The organism is Stenotrophomonas sp. YAU14D1_LEIMI4_1 (assembly GCF_003086815.1).
Classification (GTDB): Bacteria; Pseudomonadota; Gammaproteobacteria; order Xanthomonadales; family Xanthomonadaceae; genus Stenotrophomonas.
Genome location: NZ_CP025997.1, coordinates 3,869,607 through 3,890,799 on the forward strand (window position 1 = coordinate 3,869,607; position 21,193 = coordinate 3,890,799).

14 protein-coding genes are annotated in these 21,193 nt (G+C 67.1%); 7 read left to right on the plus strand and 7 right to left on the minus strand.

Going from position 1 to position 21,193, the window contains the following annotated elements; translation table 11 throughout:
* Window positions 1–69 precede the first annotated feature (69 nt).
* Complete coding sequence (locus C1932_RS17740; RefSeq protein ID WP_199911978.1) at window positions 70–2,154, minus strand: DUF11 domain-containing protein; 2,085 nt, start codon at window positions 2,152–2,154, stop codon at window positions 70–72.
* 434 nt (window positions 2,155–2,588) lie between these two features.
* Between C1932_RS17740 and C1932_RS17745 the strand changes: the two genes are divergently transcribed.
* Complete coding sequence (locus C1932_RS17745) at window positions 2,589–2,939, plus strand: helix-turn-helix transcriptional regulator (protein ID WP_234412190.1); 351 nt, start codon at window positions 2,589–2,591, stop codon at window positions 2,937–2,939.
* Window positions 2,940–2,960: 21 nt separating this feature from the next.
* Here the strand turns inward: C1932_RS17745 and ung are convergent, their stop codons facing one another.
* The 5 genes from ung to rhlB form a co-directional block, all read right to left on the minus strand.
* Window positions 2,961–3,674 (minus strand): uracil-DNA glycosylase, encoded by a 714-nt coding sequence (ung, locus tag C1932_RS17750; protein ID WP_108763055.1) that lies wholly within the window; start codon window positions 3,672–3,674, stop codon window positions 2,961–2,963.
* On the minus strand, window positions 3,671–4,513 hold the full coding sequence (locus C1932_RS17755) for a response regulator (RefSeq protein ID WP_108763056.1): 843 nt from the start codon (window positions 4,511–4,513) through the stop codon (window positions 3,671–3,673). The genes ung and C1932_RS17755 overlap by 4 nt, the downstream gene beginning before the upstream one ends.
* A 7-nt stretch (window positions 4,514–4,520) precedes the next feature.
* Window positions 4,521–5,468: a permease-like cell division protein FtsX gene (gene ftsX, locus C1932_RS17760; protein WP_108763057.1), complete on the minus strand. Its 948-nt coding sequence runs from the start codon at window positions 5,466–5,468 to the stop codon at window positions 4,521–4,523.
* 3 nt (window positions 5,469–5,471) lie between these two features.
* A complete protein-coding gene (gene ftsE / locus C1932_RS17765; protein ID WP_108751049.1) occupies window positions 5,472–6,158 on the minus strand; it encodes a cell division ATP-binding protein FtsE in 687 nt (228 codons plus the stop codon).
* A gap of 123 nt (window positions 6,159–6,281) precedes the next feature.
* Window positions 6,282–8,003 carry an ATP-dependent RNA helicase RhlB gene (gene rhlB, locus C1932_RS17770; protein ID WP_108763058.1) on the minus strand — a complete coding sequence of 574 codons (1,722 nt, stop codon included), beginning with the start codon at window positions 8,001–8,003 and terminating at the stop codon, window positions 6,282–6,284.
* 523 nt (window positions 8,004–8,526) lie between these two features.
* Here rhlB and trxA point away from each other — a divergent pair.
* Both trxA and rho read left to right on the plus strand, forming a co-directional pair.
* Window positions 8,527–8,856, plus strand: a complete 330-nt coding sequence (gene trxA, locus C1932_RS17780; RefSeq protein WP_025878607.1) for a thioredoxin — start codon at window positions 8,527–8,529, stop codon at window positions 8,854–8,856.
* Window positions 8,857–9,083: 227 nt separating this feature from the next.
* A complete protein-coding gene (gene rho / locus C1932_RS17785) occupies window positions 9,084–10,835 on the plus strand; it encodes a transcription termination factor Rho (protein ID WP_108754357.1) in 1,752 nt (583 codons plus the stop codon).
* 157 nt (window positions 10,836–10,992) lie between these two features.
* Here the strand turns inward: rho and C1932_RS17790 are convergent, their stop codons facing one another.
* Window positions 10,993–13,524 carry a glycoside hydrolase family 3 protein gene (locus C1932_RS17790; protein WP_108763059.1) on the minus strand — a complete coding sequence of 844 codons (2,532 nt, stop codon included), beginning with the start codon at window positions 13,522–13,524 and terminating at the stop codon, window positions 10,993–10,995.
* A 341-nt stretch (window positions 13,525–13,865) separates the two neighbouring features.
* Here C1932_RS17790 and C1932_RS17795 point away from each other — a divergent pair, with 341 nt between their 5' ends.
* The 4 genes from C1932_RS17795 to C1932_RS17810 all read left to right on the plus strand — a co-directional run bounded on the left by C1932_RS17795 (window position 13,866) and on the right by C1932_RS17810 (window position 21,184).
* Window positions 13,866–14,873, plus strand: coding sequence for a LacI family DNA-binding transcriptional regulator (locus tag C1932_RS17795; RefSeq protein ID WP_108763060.1), 1,008 nt, complete (start codon window positions 13,866–13,868; stop codon window positions 14,871–14,873).
* Between the two features lie 563 nt (window positions 14,874–15,436).
* Entirely contained in the window at window positions 15,437–18,424 is a 2,988-nt protein-coding gene (locus C1932_RS17800) for a TonB-dependent receptor (RefSeq protein ID WP_108763061.1), read from the plus strand.
* Window positions 18,425–18,486: 62 nt separating this feature from the next.
* A complete protein-coding gene (locus tag C1932_RS17805) occupies window positions 18,487–19,503 on the plus strand; it encodes a cupin-like domain-containing protein (protein WP_108763062.1) in 1,017 nt (338 codons plus the stop codon).
* Between the two features lie 106 nt (window positions 19,504–19,609).
* The gene (locus C1932_RS17810) at window positions 19,610–21,184 is read left to right on the plus strand and encodes a sensor domain-containing diguanylate cyclase (RefSeq protein WP_108763063.1); all 1,575 of its coding nucleotides are present in this window, start codon (window positions 19,610–19,612) and stop codon (window positions 21,182–21,184) included.
* Window positions 21,185–21,193 lie beyond the last annotated feature (9 nt).

Consider the following 21,193-nt stretch of genomic DNA (forward strand, 5'->3'; position numbering starts at 1 on the left):
CACCTGCGCGTCACATGAAGCGTCGTTGCTGCCAGGCCGCGCACAGCGCAGCGGCCCGGGTGGATACGGCTAGTACGCGCCCGGATCGGCGCTGAAGCTGACAGGCACGGTGATCGTGGCCTGCCCCCCATTGATCAGGTTCACCCCCAGGCTGACGCTGGTGCCGCCGGCGGCACCGCCACTGGCGGCGCTGCAGGTGCTGCCGGCCGAGGCACTGCAGGTCCACGGCGCGCTCAAGGTGGCGCCCGCCGGCAGCGTGTCGCTGACCTGCGCGGCGGTCACCGCATCGGGGCCGGCGTTGCTGACCGTCAGCACATAGCTGGCGCTGCCACCGGGTGTGTAAGTGGCACTGCCATCGCTCTTGCTGATCGACAGATCGGCCTGGCGCGTGCGGTTGGTGATGCGGCAGACCACGGTGAGCGGCTGCGCCGCCAGCGCCGGCGCGGTGAAGTTGAAGCTCTGGCCGGTGCCGCTGCTGAGCGTGGTGCCGCCCTGGTCCTTGCACTCCCAACTGCTGGCGTAGCGCGCCAGGACCGTGGCGGTGCCTGCGGTTTCGGCCAGCGTGTAGACCGTGCCCGGTGTAGTAACCACTGCCGTGGTGGCACCGTTGTTACCCACGTTGGCCACGCTGGCCAGCACCGTGGCCCCCTGTGCCACGCTCAGGTTGAACACACCGGTATCGGTGGTCGGCGCCAGCGTCTTCACCAGCTGCACCGTGGCCGCGCAGCTCTGCGAAATGCTTTCGACGGTGAACACGGCCTGGCCGATGCGGATGCCCAGCAAGGCCAGCAGGTTGTCGACCACCCCGCCCAGCACCGTCGTCAGCACCGGTCCCACCAGTGCATTCACCACGGTGCGCAGCGGTGGCAGCAGGGTGGATACCAGCGCGTTGACGATGGTGTTCACCGGCAGCGGCAGATTGACCAGCGCATTGACCAGACGCACCACCGGGGCGCCACTGGTGATGGTCACATCCAACGAATTGATCAACGAGGTCACCATGGAGCTGGCACTGACGGTGCCCGCGGTAAGTGTGCGTGTCTGTGGAAATGCACCGGGTACCACCACCGACTGCAGGCCGGGCGTACCCGTGGCGACGGCGCGCACCGACACGGTCAGCGGCACATCCACGTCGGCCACTTTCACGGTGGTGGACAACAGGCTGACCGCAACGGTGACGTTCAATGTGGTGGCGTTGATCGGGGTCACGCTGGCCGGCGTAAGCACGGCGCTGCGGTTGAAGAACACCGCGTCGCTGATGGTGCCGACATACAGGTTCACCAGGCCCGGCCGCGCCTGCAGGGTGACCGCGTTGCTGGCCAGGCTGACCGCGCTGATGGTGCCTTCGGCGCGCGCCACATCGGCGTAGACCGACAGATGTACCAGCGAGGCATTGATGCTGGTGCCCGACAGCGATACCAGGCCACCCACGTTCAGTCCGTTCACCGCCGAAATCAGCGGCGCCACGTTCAGGCCCTGCACGATGTCGAAATCCAGCTTGAGGCGGATCGCCGCGCTGTGGAAGCTGGTACCCACCGGGCCGCAGTTGAACACCGGCGGTTCGACCACCTGCGCCCACACGCGCACGTTGGCCAGCCCGCCCAGACCCAACGGCGCCAACTGGGCAGTGGTCAGGGTAATCGGCGTGGGCGTGGTGACTACGTTGCGGAAGTTGTACAGCTGCACCCCGCCGGTGATCAGGTCCAGTACGTCCAGGTTCACCGTGGCCAGCGAACCCGGCGGCAGGCTGACCTGCAGCAGATCGGCCAAGCGGATGTTGCCGGTCAGTCCGCCGATGGACGGACTGAGCAGACCCAGGGCGCTGGCCGCGGCCGTCTTGCCGTCGGCCTGCAGCACCGACACCATCGCCGCCTGCAGCTGGGCCAGGGTGATGTTGGCGTTCAACACCTGGCTGGGATCGCTGACCACCACGCCGCCGTTGAGCTGGGTGAGCAGCGCATTGAGATTGATGTCCGCGCCGGCCAGGTTGTTCCAGTCCAACGCGGTGAGCTGGACGCTGGTGCCGGGTAGCAGCGTGCTGAACAACAGATTCAACACCGGGCTCTGGGTGGAATCGACCGATACCAAGCGCGGACCGGCCGAGACACAGGCGCCATTGGCGGTACAGGCATCCTGCGCGTGGGCCGTAGGCACGACCATTATTAATGTGCACAGGATCACACTAAATAGCAGGACATTTACTTTGGTGAGTAACACTGACACCCGCTTCACGACTGAAGCCTTATCCATCGCCCCATCCCCTGCGCCGCGGCTGCACTTGCCCAGCACCGCCCGGTTATTGCCGGTGATGAGGCATGTGACGCACTTTGGCTTCGATGTTCCTGATGTTTTCCGGCGCTGCGTGGCCGGTTGAGCGATTAATTACGTTTGCGCGCGCAGGGGTCAAACAAGACGGCGTGAAGACGGTAGTAAGCAGCACTGTCGCCAGGGAGCAGACGATGGGAAACCCAGGTGCGGCAAGGGCAGACAGTCATCCTGTACAGGCACGTAAAAGAATCGCTGCCCGGTAAGTATCGATAACCACCCATCAACTAGGGACAGGGAAAGGGGGAATACCGATGTTGTCGATGGCTGATCGAATCCGCGGTGCACGCACGGCGGCTGGACTTTCACAGACACAGCTGGCGCAGGAAACCGGGGTGAAGCGCAGTGCGGTCGCGCAATGGGAGCGGCGCGGCGGCACCCATCCCAGCGTGTCGCATCTGGCCCGGATCGCAGTGGTGACCGAGGTCCGCTTTGAATGGCTGGCCACTGGCCGCGGCTGCGGCAAGCCGGACGATGAGGAACTGGGGGCGGCGCCGCCCAGCGCCGATTACGCGCGCAACGACCTGGAGGGCAACATCCTGTCGCTGGTACGGCGGCTGCCGCCGCGCAAGCGCAAGGTGGCGCACGACATCATCGAGATGCTGGGCGTGTGACGCTGCGGCGGGCCCGCCGGGCTACAGGCGGGCGCGCGGCGGCAGCGACCAGTCGATCGGCGCCTGGCCCTGGCGCTGCAGGTAGTCGTTGGCCATCGAGAAATGGCGGCAGCCCAGGAAACCGCGATGTGCCGACAGCGGAGAGGGATGCGGCGCCTTCAGCACGCGGTGGCGGCCGGTGTCGATCACCTTGCCCTTCTTCTGCGCGTACGCGCCCCAGAGCATGAACACCAGGCCGTCGCGTTCGCGGTTCAGCACGTCCACCACGTGGTCGGTGAAGCCTTCCCAGCCGCGGCCCTGGTGGGCGCCGGCACTGCCCTCCTCCACCGTCAGCACCGCGTTCAACAGCAGCACGCCGCGCTGCGCCCACGGCAGCAGGCAGCCGTGGTCCGGCCGGGCAATGCCCAGGTCGCCTTCGATCTCTTTGTAGATGTTCAGCAGCGAGGGCGGCACCGGCACGCCGGGCTGCACCGAGAAGCTCAGCCCATGGGCCTGGCCCTGGCCGTGGTAGGGGTCCTGGCCCAGCACGACCACCTTCACCTGCTCGAACGGCGTGGCGTCGAACGCGGCGAAGATCTGCGGCCCCGGCGGGAACACCGCCGCGCCGCTGGCCTTGCGCTGGCGCAGGAACGCGGACAGCTCGCGCATCTGCGGTTGCAGCAGATAATCGCCCACGCGCTGCTTCCAGCTCGGATCCAGCTGGATAGCCGGGATTCCCACGACTTCGTCGATCATTTCAATACAGGTCCATCGTTCAAGCGGGCCAGGCGCAGCTGGAACAGCACCTTGGTCACCAGCAGGCGTTCTTCGATCGGCTTGAGCACCAGATCGTTGGCACCGGCCTGCAGCAGGCCGGTCTGGTTGTGCGGATTGCCGTCGCCGGTCATCACCAGCACCGGCAGGCGGCGCTTGCCGTAACCGAAATCCACGCGCACGCGCTGCACCACGTCACGCCCGCTCAGTTCCCCCTTCAGGGTCACGTCGGTCAGCACCAGGTCGATGCGGTGGCGGCTGCGGCCCAGCGATTCGGCGGTGAGCAGGGTGAAAGCTTCTTCGGCGCTGACCACGTGCAGCACGTTCAACTGCTGCCGTTCCAGCATGCGCTTGGTGGCCTCGGCCACGACCCGGCTGTCTTCCACGTACAGAATGGTGGCGCCAGGAATGGTCTGCGGCTGCACGTAGCCACGGATGAACGTCGCCAGGGCTTCGTGGCCCAGCGACTTGTCGAAATAATCGGTGACGAATTCGGTAAAGCGGCGCTGTTCCAGGTGCTGCTGCGCATCGCCAGACACCACGATCACCGGCACATAGGCCTGGCCGGCGGCCTCGCGCACCTTGCGGGCCAGGTCCAGGCCGTCTCCATCGCGCAGGGTGAGCGAGGTGGTGACCAGGTCCACCGCGCCCTGCGCCAGCACCTGCTGCGCCTCTTCAATGCTGTCGCAGCCGATCACCTCCACGCCGGGCAGGTCGCGCTGCAGCACGTCGGCAATCAGCTTGCGGACCAGCTTGGAACCGTCGACCACCATCACCCGCGTCGCGGGCCCTTCAATATGCTTCAGCGCTTGCGGTTGCATGCAGATCTCAGGTGTCGGTGGGGCGGGTCTGGCGCAGGAAGTGGCCGGTGACCAGCCACGCCCCCAGCCAGCCCAGCAGCAGGGTGCCCAGCAGCACCAGGCTGCCGTGCAGCAGGTCCAGCCCATGCAGTACGAACGGGCTGCCGTAGCTGCGCGAAAGGACGGCCAGCGGTGCGCGCAATGCGGCGCCGGCCACGCCGATCAGCGCGAGCGCCACGGCACCGGCGCCCAGGCCGTACCACGCGCCCAGGTACAGGAACGGGCGGCGGATGAACCCATCGCTGGCGCCCAGCAGCTGCAGCACGCCGATTTCCTCGCGGCGGGCCTGGATATCCAGGCGCACGGTGTTGCCCACCACCAGCGCCGCGCCCACGCCCAGCAGCGCCGACAGCACCTGCACCAGCCGCGCGCCGAACGCTAGCCAGGCGTCCAGGCGCTTGCGCCACAAGGCATCGTGCTGCACCAGGTCGGCACCGGGCAGGCTTTCCAGCGCGCGCGCCAGACGCGCGTCATCCTGGCCCTGCGCCGGGGTCACCACCAGCAGCGACGGCAGCGGGTTGTCGTTGAGGGCATCGATCGCCTCGCCCAGACCGGCCTGGCGCAGTTCCTCCAGGCCCTGTTCGGGCGTGCGCACGGCCACGTTGGCCACGTCCTGGCGGTCGCGCAGTTCGCCGGCCAGGCGCAGCGCGCCGGGACCGTCCACATCGGCCTTCAGGAACACGTTGATGTCGCGCGACTGCTGCACGCTGCCGGCGAACTGCTTCAGATTGTCCAGCGCGATGGACAGCCCCAGCGGCAGCGCCAGGGCCAGCGCCATGACCATCACGGTCAGCAGCGTGGCCCACGGCTTGCGGCAGGCGCGGCCCAGGCTGAACACCACGCTGTGTACGTGGTGCTGGATCCACACGCCCAAGCGCGAGGGTGCGGCGGCTTCGGCGTTTTCGTTCTTGGCCATCGGTTACTCCGCCAGATCCTGCGGCGAGATGTCATCCACCAGCCGGCCGTGGTCCAGGATCAATACGCGCTTGCGCATGCGGCGCAGCAGCGGCAGGTCGTGGCTGACCACCAGCACGCTGGTGCCGCGCGAAGGCAGTTCGGCGAACAGGGCCATGATCTCGGCGGCCAGGGTCGGGTCGAGGTTGCCGGTCGGCTCGTCGGCCACCAGCAGCTTGGGTTCGCCCACGATGGCGCGGGCAATGCCCACGCGCTGCTGCTCACCGGCGGACAACTGCGACGGCAGTGCCTTTTCGCGGTGGCCCAGGCCCATGCGTTCCAGCACCGAACGCACGCGCTTGCCGATATCCGCCCGGCGCGTGCCGCGCAGGATCAGCGGCAGGGCTACGTTCTCGGCGATGGACCGGTCCATCAGCAGGCGATGGTCCTGGTAGACCGCGCCGACCGCGCGACGGTGGCGCGGCACATCGCCGCCGCGCACCTTCAGCAGGTTGCGATCGTCGAACACAACCGCGCCGCGGCTGGGGCGTTCGTCCAGATGGATTAGCCGCAGCAGGGTGCTCTTGCCCGCCCCGGAATGGCCGGTGACGAACAGCATTTCGCCGGGGGCCACTTCGAAGCTGACATCGATCAGCGCCTCGTGGCCACCGGCGTACTGTTTGCTGACATTGTCAAAGCGCAGGACACTCATGCCCCGATTATGCAGGAGCGACGCGACGGATCGGTAGCGCCGGGCCATGCCCGGCGGATTTTTCAATCTGCCGCTGCGCTCGCCGGGCATGGCCCGGCGCTACCCGCTGATCGGCAGTGCCGATCAGCTGCCCGACAGCATCCGGCGGATCTTGCGGCCGATGCGGGTCAGGAACGAATCACCGGTATCGGCGGCGGTGCGCACCGGCTTGGCCACCACCTGCACCGGGGTGACCGGGTTGGCGCCGTTGCCCGACGCGGTCTGCACGCCCTCGGCGCCTTCCACCGGACGGCCGTGGCGACGACGACGGCGCTTGCGCGGCTTGCGCTCGCCCTCGGCGGCGCCTTCCACTGCACCCTCGGCACGCGGCGGGCGCGGCGGACGCGGGGCCTGGGCCACGGCGGCCTCGGCACCCTCGACCGGCGCGGCGGCCGTCTGCTCGCCTTCCACGCGCGGCTTGCGCGGGCCACGCGGGCGACGCTCGCCACTGCGCTCACCGTCGCGGCGCTCGCCACGGCCACCGCCGGAGCGGCCACCACTGCGGCCACCGCCACGGCGCTCTTCCTCGGCAGCGCGGGCTTCGCGCGCTTCACGGAAGATCTGGCCGACGCTCTCGTTCTCCTCGCCTTCTTCGCCCGCAGCCGGGGCCGGACGTTCCGGGCGCGGCAGCGGGGTCAGCAGTTCCTTGGTGACCGGCTCGGACGGAATCTTCTGCTCGATGTAAGCCTCGATGTCCGGCAGGCCCATCGCGTAGCGCTCGCAGGCGAAGCTGATCGCATCACCCTCTTCGCCCAGACGCGCGGTACGGCCGATGCGGTGCACGTAGTCTTCGGCATCGAACGGCAGATCGTAGTTGTAGACGTACTTGATGCCGTCGATGTGCAGGCCGCGGGCGGCCACGTCGGTGGCCACCAGGATTTCCAGCTGGCCCTTCTGGAAGCGGTTGAGCAGGCTCTCACGCTTCTTCTGCGGCACGTCGCCGGACAGCACGCCCACGCGGTAGCCGGCCTTTTCCAGCGAACGCGCCACGCGCTCGACGAACACCTTGGTGTTGACGAAGACCATGGTGCGCGCGCCTTCGCTGCGCGACAGCAGGCCCAGCAGCAGCGGGATCTTCTCGTCGTCGGCCGGGAAGTAGATGCGCTGGCGCACGCGCGCAGCGGTAATGGTCTCGGCTTCGACCACCAGCTTCTGCGGCTCGTTCATGTGTTCGTAGGCCAGCTCCAGCACGCGGTGGCTGAGGGTGGCGCTGAACAGCAGGGTCTGCCGGGTGGTGCGCTCGGGCATGCGGCGCAGCAGGAAGCGGATGTCCTTGATGAAGCCCAGGTCGAACATGCGGTCGGCTTCGTCCAGCACGCAGATTTCGCAGGCGTGCAGCGAAACCACCTTGTGCTGCTTCACGTAGTCGATCAGGCGGCCCGGGGTGGCGATGATCACGTCCACGCCCTGCTGCAGCAGCTCGCGCTGCTTGTCGTAATCCACGCCGCCGTAGACCAGGGCGAAACGCAGGCCCAGGTCGGAACCGAACTTCACCGCATCCTTGTGGATCTGGATGGCCAGTTCGCGGGTCGGCGCCAGGATCAGTGCGCGCGGATCTTCCGGCTTGCGGTCGGCCAGCGCCGGACGCGTCAGCAGGCGATTTACGACAGCGACCAGGAAGGCCAGCGTCTTGCCGGTGCCGGTCTGGGCCTGGCCGGCAACATCGCCACCGGGCAGCGCGACCGGCAGGGTCAGCGCCTGGATGGGGGTGCAACGGGTGAATCCGGCTCCTTCAAGGCCCGCCTGCAGGGCCGGATGCAGCTCGAAGGAAGAGAAGGTCAAATCGGTCAGCGGTTTGTCGCTCATGAGTCCGTCTTGGTATGGCCGCCGGCCCGTAGGGCGGCTGGCACTTCATCGTCTAGGGGCACCGTCGCAAACTGCGGCCCCTGCGGCGGGTTGGCAGGCTGGGACCACCCGGTCCGCACGCCGCACAATGCCTCAGTTTACCGCAACCGGGCCGGCAATCCCGCGCGACCGTCTCAACCCGCCTAGAGACGAACCCTGCACCCCGCTCTTCACCCAGCCACACCGCACTTGAACGTCCCCTGCCGACAGGGGCTGGGCCGGCCGCCAGATGCCCCCATATTCCGGGAAGACAGTGAAATCCGACACATACCGTCGTCGGACACGGTCACGATACGCTGGGTTCCAGCCAGCCTCTGTCCCCGCGCTGCGATAGGGGTACACTGCCGGCCGTGAGCGTCCAGGCATCCCGCCGAACGCACCGTGGCATACCGCCACGAGGCAACGACGAGGGTCGCGCCACCGGGCATGGCCCAGTTCACCCACCTCCGGCCTGGCCGGGTGCAATCCAAGACGAGAAACCAAGATGAGCGACAAGGTTGTACACGTCGGCGATGCCGACTTCGATAGCGCAGTGCTGAATTCCAAGGAACCGGTGCTGGTCGATTTCTGGGCCGAGTGGTGTGGCCCGTGCAAGATGATCGCCCCGGCGCTGGACGAACTGGCCGACGCCTACCAGGGCCGCGCCAAGATCGCTAAGGTCAATGTCGACAACAACCGTGCGCTGGCCGCCAAGTACCACGTGCGTTCCATTCCCTACCTGGTCGTCTTCAAGGACGGCGAAAAGGTGGGCGAGCAGATCGGTGCGGTGGGCAAGGCCCAGCTGGCCGGCCTGCTGGACAAGGCCCTGGCCTGATCCTGCTGTTCCACGGCAGCCGCTGACCGCGGCTGCCGCTGGGCGCCCCGCGCCCGCATGAATGCCATTCCCGGTGACCCTTGCAAGGCGCCGCGGGCCGATGATAGTGTCGGCATATCCGGCCGCGTTCGCGTGCCGCACCCTCTGGACGCAGTTTCTTCCAGACCCATTCCCAACGTTCGCCGCCCCAGCCGGGCGCTCGCACCTTCAAGCGAGGAATAACGCTCTTGTCCGATCACACTTCCGAAACCGGCAGCGCCGATGCGCCCGCCGAAAAGCGCGTGCGCAAGCCCCGCGTGAGCAAGGCCGCCGCTCCGGCAGCCGCCGAAACCAGCGCTGCCCCCGCGCAGCCGACCCTGCCGCTGGCAGCCGCGCCCGAAGCGCCGGCACCGGCCGCAGCCGCCCCCGCGCCGAGCGCGCCCGCCGCTGAAGCCCCCGCCTCCGGCGGCGGTGATGCCGGCGAAGGCCGCGAATCCGGCCAGCCGCGCCAGCAGAACCACCAGGGGGGTCAGGGTGGCGGCCAGAACCAGGGCCAGAACAACAACCCGTACAACCAGAACGGCCAGCAGGGCCAGGGCAACCGCCGCGACCGCTTCCGCAACCGTCGCGACCGTGACCGCAACCGCGGTGGCCGCGATGACGGCATGCCGCAGGACGGCGGCGAGCAGCAGCCCTTCGTGCCGCGCCCACACGCCAACGTGCCGGAAGGTTTCCCGGTCTATTCGCTGAGCGACCTCAAGCGCATGCCGGCGCAGAAGCTGCTGGAAATCGCCGAGCAGCTGCAGATCTCCGAAGGCGTCGCCCGCGCCCGCAAGCAGGACGTGATCTTCGCCCTGCTGAAGGTGCTGACCCGCCACGGTGACGGCGTCGCCGCCGACGGCGTGCTGGAAATCCTGCCGGACGGCTTCGGCTTCCTGCGCGCGGCCGAAGCCAGCTACCTGGCCGGCCCGGACGATACCTACATCTCGCCCAGCCAGATCCGCCGCTTCAATCTGCGCACCGGCGACCACATCTCCGGCCGCATCCGCTTCCCGAAGGACGGCGAGCGCTACTTCGCACTGAACATCGTCGACACCATCAATGGTGAGCCGATCGAAGCGTCGAAGAACAAGGTGCTGTTCGAGAACCTGACCCCGCTGTTCCCGCGTCGCCGCTTCACCCTGGAGCGCGGCAACGGTTCGTCGGAAGACATCACCGGCCGCATCCTCGACCTGATGGCGCCGCAGGGCAAGGGCCAGCGTTCGCTCATCGTTTCCCAGCCGAAGGCCGGTAAGACGATGATGATGCAGCAGGTGGCCACGGCCATCACCACCAACCACCCGGACGTGCACCTGATCGTGCTGCTGATCGACGAGCGCCCGGAAGAAGTGACCGAAATGCAGCGCACCGTGCGCGGCGAAGTCATCAGCTCGACCTTCGACGAACCGGCCGCACGCCACGTGCAGGTGGCCGAAATGGTGATCGAGCGCGCCAAGCGCCTGGTCGAACACAAGAAGGACGTGGTGATCCTGCTGGATTCGATCACCCGCCTGGCACGCGCCTACAACAACGTGGTGCCGAGCTCGGGCAAGGTGCTGACCGGTGGTGTGGACGCCAACGCCCTGCACCGCCCGAAGCGCTTCTTCGGTGCTGCGCGCAACGTGGAAGAAGGCGGCAGCCTGACCATCATCGCCACCGCGCTGGTCGACACCGGCTCGAAGATGGACGAGGTGATCTACGAAGAGTTCAAGGGCACCGGCAACAGCGAAGTGCACCTGAGCCGTCGCATCGCTGAAAAGCGTGTGTTCCCGGCCATCGACATCAACCGTTCGGGCACCCGCCGCGAAGACCTGCTGATCGAACCGGAACTGCTGCAGAAGATCTGGATCCTGCGCAAGCTGCTGCATCCGATGGATGAAATGGCCGCGATGGAATTCCTGCTGGACAAGATGAAGAACACCAAGTCCAACGACGAGTTCTTCGGTTCCATGAAGCGATAAGAAGAAAGCCCCGCAGTGCGGGGCTTTTTTTTGCTTTCGGGACGGCCCCATCCACCCATGGCGTGGATCTACCGGTAGCGCCGGGCCATGCCCGGCGAAATACATCCCCGGGCGCGATCACGGAAACGCCGGGCATGGCCCGGCGCAACCGTAAGCCTTACGGGCAGGCCACCGCGCCCTCTGCACCGGCCGTGTTGGCGGTCAGCTTGACCTGGGTGAATGCCGCCGCAAACGGCTTGTCCGCGGTCACCACGAACGGCGCTTCCACCGCACCTAATGCCACACCCTGCTTGGCGAAGCACGCCAGCGGCACGGTCACCGTCTGCTTCTGGCCCGGCGAGAGCTTGCCCAGCAGCGGGGCGATATCCACCCCACCTTCGCAACCGGTGCCGCACTGCATGGTCACCTTCACCGGCGCGGCAGGTCGCTTCACCAGCTGCACGTCGAACTGCAACGCGCCGTTGCTGCGCGCCAGGGCGCCCAGGTTGCGCCGCGAGGTGCTGCGTGCGATCAGCTGCGCGGGGGCCAGCCAGGTCACTTCCTTGGCATCCTGCTGGGTGTTCACCTGCACGGTGCGCACCTGCACCACCGGCGTGGCGGTCGGCCAGCGCAGCGTGGCATTGAGATCATTGCCCAGCGGCTGGGTGGCGCCCGCGGCCGCCACGTGCAGCGCGAACGGCGGCGTGTCGGCGCGGTTGAAGATCGGCAGCACCGTCACTTCGCCGCAGCTGTCCGGGTCGGCCTCGTCGAGCCGGGCAACCCTGCCGCCCTTGGCGTAGCTGAGGCCATAGCCGAGCGCGAACAGCGACGGCTTCTTCGCATCGGGCTGGTCGATCGGTGCCGGACATGGCACGCCCGGCCACGGGAAGCTGAGGCGACCGCGGAAGTCGTGCGCGGGCTTGCCGCCCTTGCCGGCCACCAGCACGTCGGTCACGCCCTTGCCTTCTGTGCCCGGCAGCCAGGCTGCGACGAAGGCGCTGGACAAGTTGAGCAGATCGTTGGTGTACATCGGGCGACCGGACAGGTAGACCGTCACCACCGGCTTGCCGGTCGCAGCTGCCGCCTTCAGTGCGGCCAGGTCCTGCGGGTAGGCACGGCTGTGGCTCACGGTGTCCGAGGCAAGGATGTCGCCGTTGGTTTCCGCATACGGGGTCTCGCCGATCACCGCCAGCACCACGTCGAAGGCCTTCGGGTCGACGCCCTGGCCATCGGCACTGAAGCTGACCTTGTCCGCGCCCAGTTCGGCGCGCAGCGCGCCTAGCACCGAATCGGCGTTGGGGAAATCGGCGTTCGTGTTCTCGGTACCCTGCCAGGTCAGCGACCAGCCACCGGACTGGTCACCGATGTTGTCGGCGCCCTTGCCGACCACCAGCACGCGCGCGTCGCGCCGCAACGGCAGCACCTTGCCTTCGTTCTTCAGCAGCACCAGCGATTCGCGCACCGCACGGCGCGCCAGTTCGCGGTGCTGCACGGCGGTGGCATCACCGGCATAGCGGCTGTCGGACGGCTTGTGCTCGAACAGGCCGGCGCGCAGCTTCACCCGCAGGATGCGCGTCACCGCATCGTCGATGCGCGCCATCGGGATCTCGCCCTTCTGCACCTGCGCGGTGGTGTTGTCGATGAAGGCCTTCCAGTCGTCGGGCACCATCACCATGTCGATGCCGGCGTTGATCGCCTGCGCGCAGCTGTCGTTGCGGCAGCCCGGCACCTGGGCGATGCCGTTCCAATCGGAGACGACGAAGCCGTCGAAGCCCATCTTGTCCTTCAGCGCGTCGGTCAGCAGCGCCTTGCTGCCGTGCATCTTGCCGTAGTCGACGCCGGCGGCACGATCATTCCAGCTGTTGAACGAGGCCATCACCGTCTGCGCGCCTTCGGCCAGCGCGCCGTAGTAGCCCTGCGCATGCACGTTGATCATCGTCGCCTTGTCGACCAGCGCCTCGCCCTGGTCGCGGCCGCTGTCGGTGGCGCCATCGCCAAGGTAGTGCTTGGCGGTGGTGACCACGTTGCCGTCATCCTTGAACGCGCCCTGCGCGCCCTTGACGTAGGCATGGGCGAAACTGCGGATCAGCGCCGGGTCGGACGAATAGCTTTCGTAGGTGCGGCCCCAGCGCGGGTCGTGGGCCACCGCCAGGGTGGGCGCGAACACCCAGCCGATGCCGGTGGCGCGCACCGACCGCGCGGTTGCCTCACCGATACGCTCGATCAGTTCCGGATCGCCGGCCGCGCCCAGGCCGATGTTGTGCGGGAACAGGGTGGCGCCCAGTACGTTGTTGTGGCCATGCACCGCATCGGTGCCCCAGATCACCGGCACCGGCGTCTTCGCATCGGTGGCCAGCGAGGCAGCGTGGTAGGCGTCAGCCAGTTTCAGCCAGTCCTGCACGCTGGCGTGCTTGTCCATGCCCGGCCACGAGCCGCCGCCGTTGAGCACCGAACCGATGTAGTAGCGGCGCACCTGCTCGGGCGTGATCGTCTTTATCTCGGCCTGGGTCATCTGCCCGATCTTCTGCGCCAGCGTCATCTGCGAAAGGATCTGCTGCACGCGGCTTTCGATCTGCGCATCGGTGGCGACCGCGCTGCGCACGCGCGGCCAGTCCTGCAGGCGTTCGCCGCTGGCCGGTGCGGCACCGACAGGCGCGGCAAGGGCAGCCAGCAGGCAGCTGGCAAGAAGGGTCTGGGTGCGGCGATTCACTGGGCTCTACCTCCGTGGATGAAGTTCCTGGCGTGTGCGGCTGCGGCGACACGTCGGCATGGGCGCCTGCGCACCGCTCCTGACAGCGCTGTCATATAAGGCGTCCCCGCCGCTGTCAATCGTTGTTCGTGTGCAACCGGGCGCGTGTCCCGCAACAGCAGGCTCCGGCGCGCCCACTGCGTGCTGCCGGCCGGCGTGGGTGCTGCAACGCGACACGAAATCGGGAGGTGCCAGTGCCCCTCGTGTCGTGGCAACATCCGCCTGCTTCGGCAACATCGACCGGGCCGGCACGCACTACCATCGCCGCGTGCCCGCCGCCTTCCAGGAGGAACCATCGCACCATGCGCAGTCGAATCGAGGATGTCGCCGCCGTTGCCGGAGTGTCGATCAAGACCGTGTCCCGCGTGCTCAACCATGAGCCGAACGTGCGCGAGCAGACCCGTGAACGCGTGCTGGCGGCGGTGGCGCGGCTGGGCTACAAGCCGAACCTGTCGGCACGCAGCCTGGCCGGCCAGCGCTCGTATGCACTGGCGCTGGTCTACAACAATCCGTCGCGCAACTACCTGATGGAAATCCAGAGCGGCATGCTGGAAGCGTGTCATGCCCAGCACTACAACCTGATCCTGGGCCCGGTCGGCATCGGCCGCCGCACCCTGCCCGACCTGACCGCGCTGTTCGAGAACTCGCGCCCGGATGGCGTGGTGCTGATCCCGCCACTGACCGACGATGAGGTGGTGCTGTCCTACCTGGAAGAGCAGGACATCCCCTTCGCCTGCATCGCGCCACGCCACCCGGAAGGCCGCATCGGCGTGCGCATGGATGAAACCACTGCCGTGGTTGAACTGATCGGCCACCTGGTCGCGCAGGGCCATCGCCGCATCGGCCACATCAAGGGCCCGCGCGCGCACGGTGCCTGCCAGTGGCGCCACGCCGGTTACCGCCGAGCGCTGCGCGAGGCAGGCATCGCCTACGACCCGGCACTGGTGGTCAGCGGCCAGTTCTCTTTCGAGTCCGGCGTGGACGCGGCCAACCTCCTGCTTGACCTGGATGATCCGCCGACGGCGATCTTCGCCGCCAACGACGACATGGCCGCCGCGGTGTACCGCGTGGCGGGCGAGCGTGGCCTGCGCGTGCCGCGCGACCTGTCGGTGTGCGGCTTCGACGACACGCCCATCGCGGGCCACATCTACCCGGCGTTGACCACCGTGCGCCAGCCGACCGCGCATATGGGCCGGCTGGCCACCGAGCAGCTGATCGAGCACATCCGTACCGAGACGGCCGGACGCATGATCACGGTCGAACACGCGGTGCTGGACCGCGAATCGACCGCCGCACCGCGCCGACGCTGACGCTCCCTGCCGCAGCGGACCTGCGCGTCCGTTGCCGGTTCCCACGCATGTGCATGCACGCGAGCGGCGGCGGCTTTTCCGTGCGCGATGACAGGCCTGCACGCGCACATTGAGCTGCATGCGTTGTCCGTCCGTCGTCGTTGTCGTGTCCAGAACCTGTCCTATAGGTCATTGATTCACGCCATCCAGAGGACATGTACGACATCCCTGGGCATTCCGTTTGTCCAGCGCTGTCAATCAAAACAGCACCCTCGCCTCCAGCACGCTGCGCCTGCCTCCGCGCAGTTCCGTTCTGCACCGCACAACACCATTGCAGCGATCGGTTGGCAGCGCTGTCATGGCTTGAAAACCGCTGCAAATGCTGCAACCAAAGGCAATTCATCAGCATGAGCGCGTTCATGGCAACGGTTACATCGCGGTCTGCGCGCACGTTGCCGAGGCGCGCTTGATGGCAGTTTGTTGACAACGCTGTCAGCCGTCGCTCCAATCCGGCCACGTGCAGTAACCCGCCATCGAGAAGACGCCGCAACGACACCACCGAATTCCCTGGGGAGGGAGCTTCCATGAAGACGTACAAGGCAGTACCTCGCAAGACGATGCTCACTTCCGCGCTGCTGGCAGCGCTCGCTGCACCGGCCTGGGCGCAGGACGCACCCGCCGGCGAAGCTCCCGACCCGGCCACGCTCGATACGGTGCAGGTCACCGGTATCCGCGGCAGCCTGCAGTCTTCCATGAACCTCAAGCGCGACAGCCAGGGCGTGGTCGATGGCATCGTTGCCGAGGACATCGGCAAGTTCCCCGATACCAACCTGGCCGAATCACTGCAGCGCATCAGCGGTGTTTCGATCGACCGCACGTCCAGTGGCGAAGGCTCGAAGGTGACCGTGCGCGGCATCGGCCCCGACTACAACCTGGTGCTGTTGAACGGCCGGCAGATGCCGGCGTCCAATCTCGGCAACGGCGGTGGTGGCCTGAACGGATCGCGCTCGTTCGACTTCGCCAATCTCGCCTCGGAGTCGATTTCGGCGGTGGAGGTCTACAAGACCAGTCGCGCCGACAATCCGGCCGGCGGCATCGGTGCCACCATCAACATCAAGACACTGCGCCCGCTCGAATCGGAACCGGTGATCAGCCTCGGCCTGAAGGCGGTCAACGATTCGTCCAACGACAACCTGCCGCGCACGCTGCAGGGTTCCAACGTGACTGGCGAACTGTCGGGCATCTTCAGCCAGCGCTATGCCGACGACCGCTTCGGCGTGTCGCTCAGTGCCAGCCACCAGGAGCGTGATTCGGGCTTCAACCAGGCCACCGTGGCCGAGGGTTGGGCCACGTTCTACGGCAACAACATCACTGACGGCCGCGCCCTGCCGCAGCCGGGACAGGGCTACTCGGACCGCATCACCAACCGGCCGGGCCCGAACGATGTGTATGGGCGGCCGCAGAACACCGCGTACAACGTCAACGGCGTGCAGCGCCAGCGCACCAACGCGCAGGCGACCTTCCAGTGGAAGCCGGCCGACAATGTCACTACCACGCTGGACTACACCTATGTCGAGAACAAGGTGCAGCAGCAGCGCAGCGAGCTGTCGGTGTGGTTCAACTACGGCCCGGGCGACAGCACCTGGACCAATGGCCCGGTGGCGGCGCCGATCATCTACAGCGAGGACATGACCAACTCGGACGTGTCGATGGGTGGTGCGCGCCTGGCGACCAAGACCGACATGCACTCGCTCGGCTTCAACGTGGACTGGGAAGTGAACGACGCGCTGGAGCTGTCGTTCGACGCACACAATTCCCAGGCCGAATCGCAGCCAGACAGCCCCTACGGCTCGGCCGGCGTGCTCGGCGTGGCCGCGTTCGTGCGCGGCAAGACCACCGTCGACTACAGCGGTGACCTGCCGATCATCAACATCGCCCTGCCGCCGGGGGGTGTGCAGGCGTCCGATGCGCTGGTCACCGGCTCGGTGTTCCAGAACAGCTACAACAAATCCAAGGTGCAGCAGTACCAGGGCCGCGGCACGTTCCGCTTCGCCGACTACTCGGCACTGGATTTCGGCATCGGCCACACCCAGGTGGAGAACCGCTCGGCCTCGGCCATCATGCAGCGCAATACCTGGGGCGGCCTGGGTTCGCCGTCCGACTATGCCGATGACATCTGGTATGCGGACAACATGGCCAAGTACTTCAAGGCCTTCTCCGGGCACAGCGATCCGCGCCTGACCGGCCAGTTCCTGGTGTTCGACTTCGACCGCCTGATCGACCGCGCCGCGCAGGTCGGCACCGACGCCGATCCGGCCTGCCCAACCTGCTACTACGCGCCCACCGAGTACTCCGAAGACATCCGCACCACCGAAAAGACCCGCAGCGCCTTCCTGCAGTACCGCACCACCTTCGACTGGTCGATGCCGCTGCACGTGGCGGCCGGCGTGCGCTACGAACAGACCGAAGTGGAATCCAGCGCGATGGTGCGCGTGCCCACGGGCATCAGCTGGGGCTCGGCCAATGAACTGAACATCGTGTACGCACCGGAAAGCAGCTTTGTTGGCGGCCGCGGCAAGTACGACTACGTGCTGCCCAATGTCGACCTGAAGCTGGATCTGAGCGAGACGCTGGCACTGCGCGGCAGCTACAGCCGAACGCTGGGCCGGCCCAGCTGGACGCAGATCCAGAGCGGCCAGTCACTGGCCGACATCGTGCGCACCCAGGGCGGCAGCGGCAGCCGCGGCAACCCGGGGCTGGAGCCGCTGATCTCGGACAACTTCGATCTGTCGCTGGAGTGGTACTACGGCGAAGGCAGCTACGCCTCGGCCGGCTTCTTCCGCAAGAACATCAAGAACTTCATCAGCGACACCGTGGTGCGCGAGAACGCCGGCAGCCTGCACACGCCGGTCGGTGGTGCGTACTGGAACGAAGCGCTGGCCTCGTGCGGTGGCACCGACATGCCGTGCATCCGCGATTACATCTTCACCAACCACGCCGGCGACCCGGGCGTGAACTTCACCGGCGTGAATTCGGCCGGCCAGCTGACCGGCACCATCGAAGGCCTGCCGACCGATCCGATCGCCGGCTTCGACATCACCGTGCCGGCCAACCAGCATTCGGACCACCTCGATGGCTGGGAAGTGGCGGTGCAGCACCTGTTCGGCCAGTCCGGTTTCGGCGTGGCCGCCAACTACACCAAGGTGAAGTCCGGGCTGACTTTCAACAACCTCAGCCTGGGTGACCAGTACCCGATGATCGGCCTGAGCGACTCGGCCAACGTGGTTGCGTTCTACGACAAGAACGCCTGGCAGATCCGTGCGGCTTACAACTGGCGCGACAAGTTCCTCAACGGCATCGGCGGCCAGGGCCCGAACCCGAATTACACCGCCGCGTACGGCCAGTTGGATCTGAACATCAGCTACGCGGTGAGCGAGCAGCTGACCCTGAGCCTGGAAGCGATCAACCTGACCGACGAGACCATGCGCACCTACTCGCGCCACACCAACATGCTGCGCTACGCCACCCAGACCGGCCCGCGCTACATGTTCGGCGTGCGTTACAAGTTCTGACCGGCTGCAGTAGTGTGGAGCCGAGCCCAGGCCCGGCTCCACACTGCCCCGGATACCCGCGCATGCTGCCCCAACCCCGCCCCATCGAAGAGATCCACGGCCTGGACCCGGCACAGCTGCACGTGCAGCTGCCCACCTGGACGACGCCGAAGGTGATCCGTGGGCTGGTGGCGCACTGGCCCCTGGTGGCCGCAGCGCGCCGGTCCGCGGCCGAAGCGGTGGCCCACCTGGTCGGCTTCGACCATGGGCAGATGCCGGTAACGGCGACCACCGCCGCGCCCGAGACCCGCGGCCGGCTGTTCTACAACGAAGACATGAGCGGCTTCAATTTCCGCCGCGAACAGATTCCGCTGAAGGTGGTGCTGGCCACGTTGCTGAAGTACGCCAGCGATCCCGCGCCGCCATCCATCTACGTGGCGTCGACCACGCTGGACAGCTTCCTGCCCGGTTTCAGCCAGGCCAATCCATTGCACCTCGGCGTGGCCGACCCGCTGGCCAGCATCTGGATCGGCAACCGCTCGCGCATCGCTGCCCACCAGGACGTGCCGGACAACCTGGCCTGCGTGGCGGCCGGCCGCCGCCGCGTCACCCTGTTCGCACCGGAGCAGATCGAGAACCTGTACGTGGGGCCGCTGGATTTCACCCCGGCCGGGCAGGCGATCAGCCTGGTCGATTTCCATGCGCCGGACCTGCAGCGCTTCCCGCGCTTCGCCCAGGCGTGGGCGCAGGCCCAGGTGGCCGAGCTGGCGCCCGGCGATGCGGTGTTCATTCCGTCGCTGTGGTGGCACCACATGGAAGGGCTGGAAGCGTTCAACGTGCTGGTGAACAGCTGGTGGCGACCGGTGCCGGCGTGGATGGATTCACCGATGAACGCGCTGATGCTGGCCATCCTTGCACTGCGCGACCTGCCGACAGAACAACGCGCACACTGGCGCACGATGCTCGACCACTATGTGTTCGAGGCAGGCGAACATACCGCCGCGCATGTGCCGCAGGACGCGCGTGGCGTGCTCGCTCCGCTGGAGGCGGCCGGTGCCGAACGCGTGCGCGATACGTTGCGGCGCCGCCTGCAACGATGACACCGGGGCACCGTGCTTAACCCCAAGGCATGCGGATGTGCCCATAATGGCGGTTCCCCCACCGTCTGCGCTGGCTGCGATTGTTCGTGCCGCGCTCCGCTGCCGCATGCCACCGATCTCCAACCGCCTGAACCTGGGCAAGCTGATTCTTGCGCTGGCCCTGCTGAGTACGCTCATTGCGTTGGCCAATACCCTGCTGGCCAGCTACCGCGTGCAGCGCGACCAGCTGGTGGGCAACACCCTGGAAGCCAACCGCGTCTACGCCAGCAAACTGGCCGAGACCACGCAGAACTTCCTGTTGTCGGCGCAGCAGCAGCTGGCCTACGCCGCAACCCGGCTGGGTGAAACCGGCCTGGAGCCGGAGCAGGCGCAGCGCGAGGCCAGCCGCTTGCAGCTGCAGTCCAGCAGTTTCAACTCTTCGCTGGTGGTGAACGTGGATGGCCTGGTCATCGCGACCTCGCCGCAGACCCTGCAGCTGCAGGGCGAAGTACTGAAGAGCGTGGGCAGCCAGATGGCCCTGGCACGGCGCCAGCCGTTGATCAGCGATCCGTACCAGTCGGCCACCGGCAAGCTGCTGATCTCGCTGTCGCACCCCATCTTCGACCGCCAGGGCCGCTACCTGGGCTACGTCAGCGGCACCCTGTACCTGCGCCAGCGCAGCGCCCTGCACACCCTGCTGGGCAAACACTATTACCGCGATGGCTCCTACCTGTACGTGGTGGACCACAACGGCCGCATCATCTACCACAACGATGCGAAGGAAGTGGGCACCTACGCGCTGGACAACCCGGCGGTGAAGGCGGTGATGCGCGGTCGTTCGGGTAGCCAGCAGCTGGTCAACAACCATGGCGTGGCCCAGCTGTCCGGCTACGCGCCGGTACCGGCCACCGGCTGGGGCATCATCGCCCAGCGCCCCACCGAGGCGACCCTGCAGCCGCTGTCGCGCCTGATGAGCTCGGTCATCTGGAATGCCATTCCGCTGGGCGTGCTGTCGCTGCTGATCACCTGGTGGTTCGCACGGCGCATCTCGCTGCCGCTGTGGCAGCTGGCGCGCAACGTGCAGGAAGGCGAAGACACCGGCAACGCGATCAACCACGTGACCGGCATCCGCGCCTGGTATTTCGAAGTGGCGCAGTTGAAGCAGGCGGTGCTGTACAGCTTCAACGCCCTGCAGGACCGCATCGGCTCGCTGAACCGGGCCAGCCGCACCGACCCGCTGACCGGGCTGCTGAACCGCCGTGGCCTGCAGCACGCACTGGAGCTGCTGCAGGCGCAGGGCGCTCCGTTCGCCATCGTGGCGCTGGACATCGACCGCTTCAAGTCGATCAACGACACGCACGGCCACGATGTGGGCGATGCGGCCATCGTGCATATTGCCGAGCAGATGCGCCGGCATTCGCGCGAAACCGATGTGCTGTGCCGCGCCGGCGGCGAGGAATTCCTGCTGCTGTTGCCTGGCGTCGGCACCGATGCCGCACGCCAGGCCGCCGAACGGCTGCGCCGGCACATCGCCGACGAAGCCTTCGCCCCGGTCGGCACGATCACCGTGTCGCTGGGCGTGGCCCATTTCCCCAGCTTCCATGCCGATGTGGAGCAGGCGCTGCGGCTGGCCGACAAGGCCCTGTACCTGGCCAAGGAACAGGGCCGCAACCAGGTGGTAGTGTACCCGCACGCCGATTGAGCGTGCGGG

Excerpts from the sequence above, each read along its gene's own strand:
- C1932_RS17745 (WP_234412190.1), top strand. The coding sequence starts at position 2,589 with ATGGCTGATCGAATCCGCGGTGCACGCACGGCGGCTGGACTTTCACAG.
- ung (WP_108763055.1), bottom strand. The coding sequence starts at position 3,674 with ATGATCGACGAAGTCGTGGGAATCCCGGCTATCCAGCTGGATCCGAGC.
- C1932_RS17755 (WP_108763056.1), bottom strand. The coding sequence starts at position 4,513 with ATGCAACCGCAAGCGCTGAAGCATATTGAAGGGCCCGCGACGCGGGTG.
- ftsX (WP_108763057.1), bottom strand. The coding sequence starts at position 5,468 with ATGGCCAAGAACGAAAACGCCGAAGCCGCCGCACCCTCGCGCTTGGGC.
- ftsE (WP_108751049.1), bottom strand. The coding sequence starts at position 6,158 with ATGAGTGTCCTGCGCTTTGACAATGTCAGCAAACAGTACGCCGGTGGC.
- rhlB (WP_108763058.1), bottom strand. The coding sequence starts at position 8,003 with ATGAGCGACAAACCGCTGACCGATTTGACCTTCTCTTCCTTCGAGCTG.
- trxA (WP_025878607.1), top strand. The coding sequence starts at position 8,527 with ATGAGCGACAAGGTTGTACACGTCGGCGATGCCGACTTCGATAGCGCA.
- C1932_RS17795 (WP_108763060.1), top strand. The coding sequence starts at position 13,866 with ATGCGCAGTCGAATCGAGGATGTCGCCGCCGTTGCCGGAGTGTCGATC.
- C1932_RS17800 (WP_108763061.1), top strand. The coding sequence starts at position 15,437 with ATGAAGACGTACAAGGCAGTACCTCGCAAGACGATGCTCACTTCCGCG.
- C1932_RS17805 (WP_108763062.1), top strand. The coding sequence starts at position 18,487 with ATGCTGCCCCAACCCCGCCCCATCGAAGAGATCCACGGCCTGGACCCG.
- C1932_RS17810 (WP_108763063.1), top strand. The coding sequence starts at position 19,610 with ATGCCACCGATCTCCAACCGCCTGAACCTGGGCAAGCTGATTCTTGCG.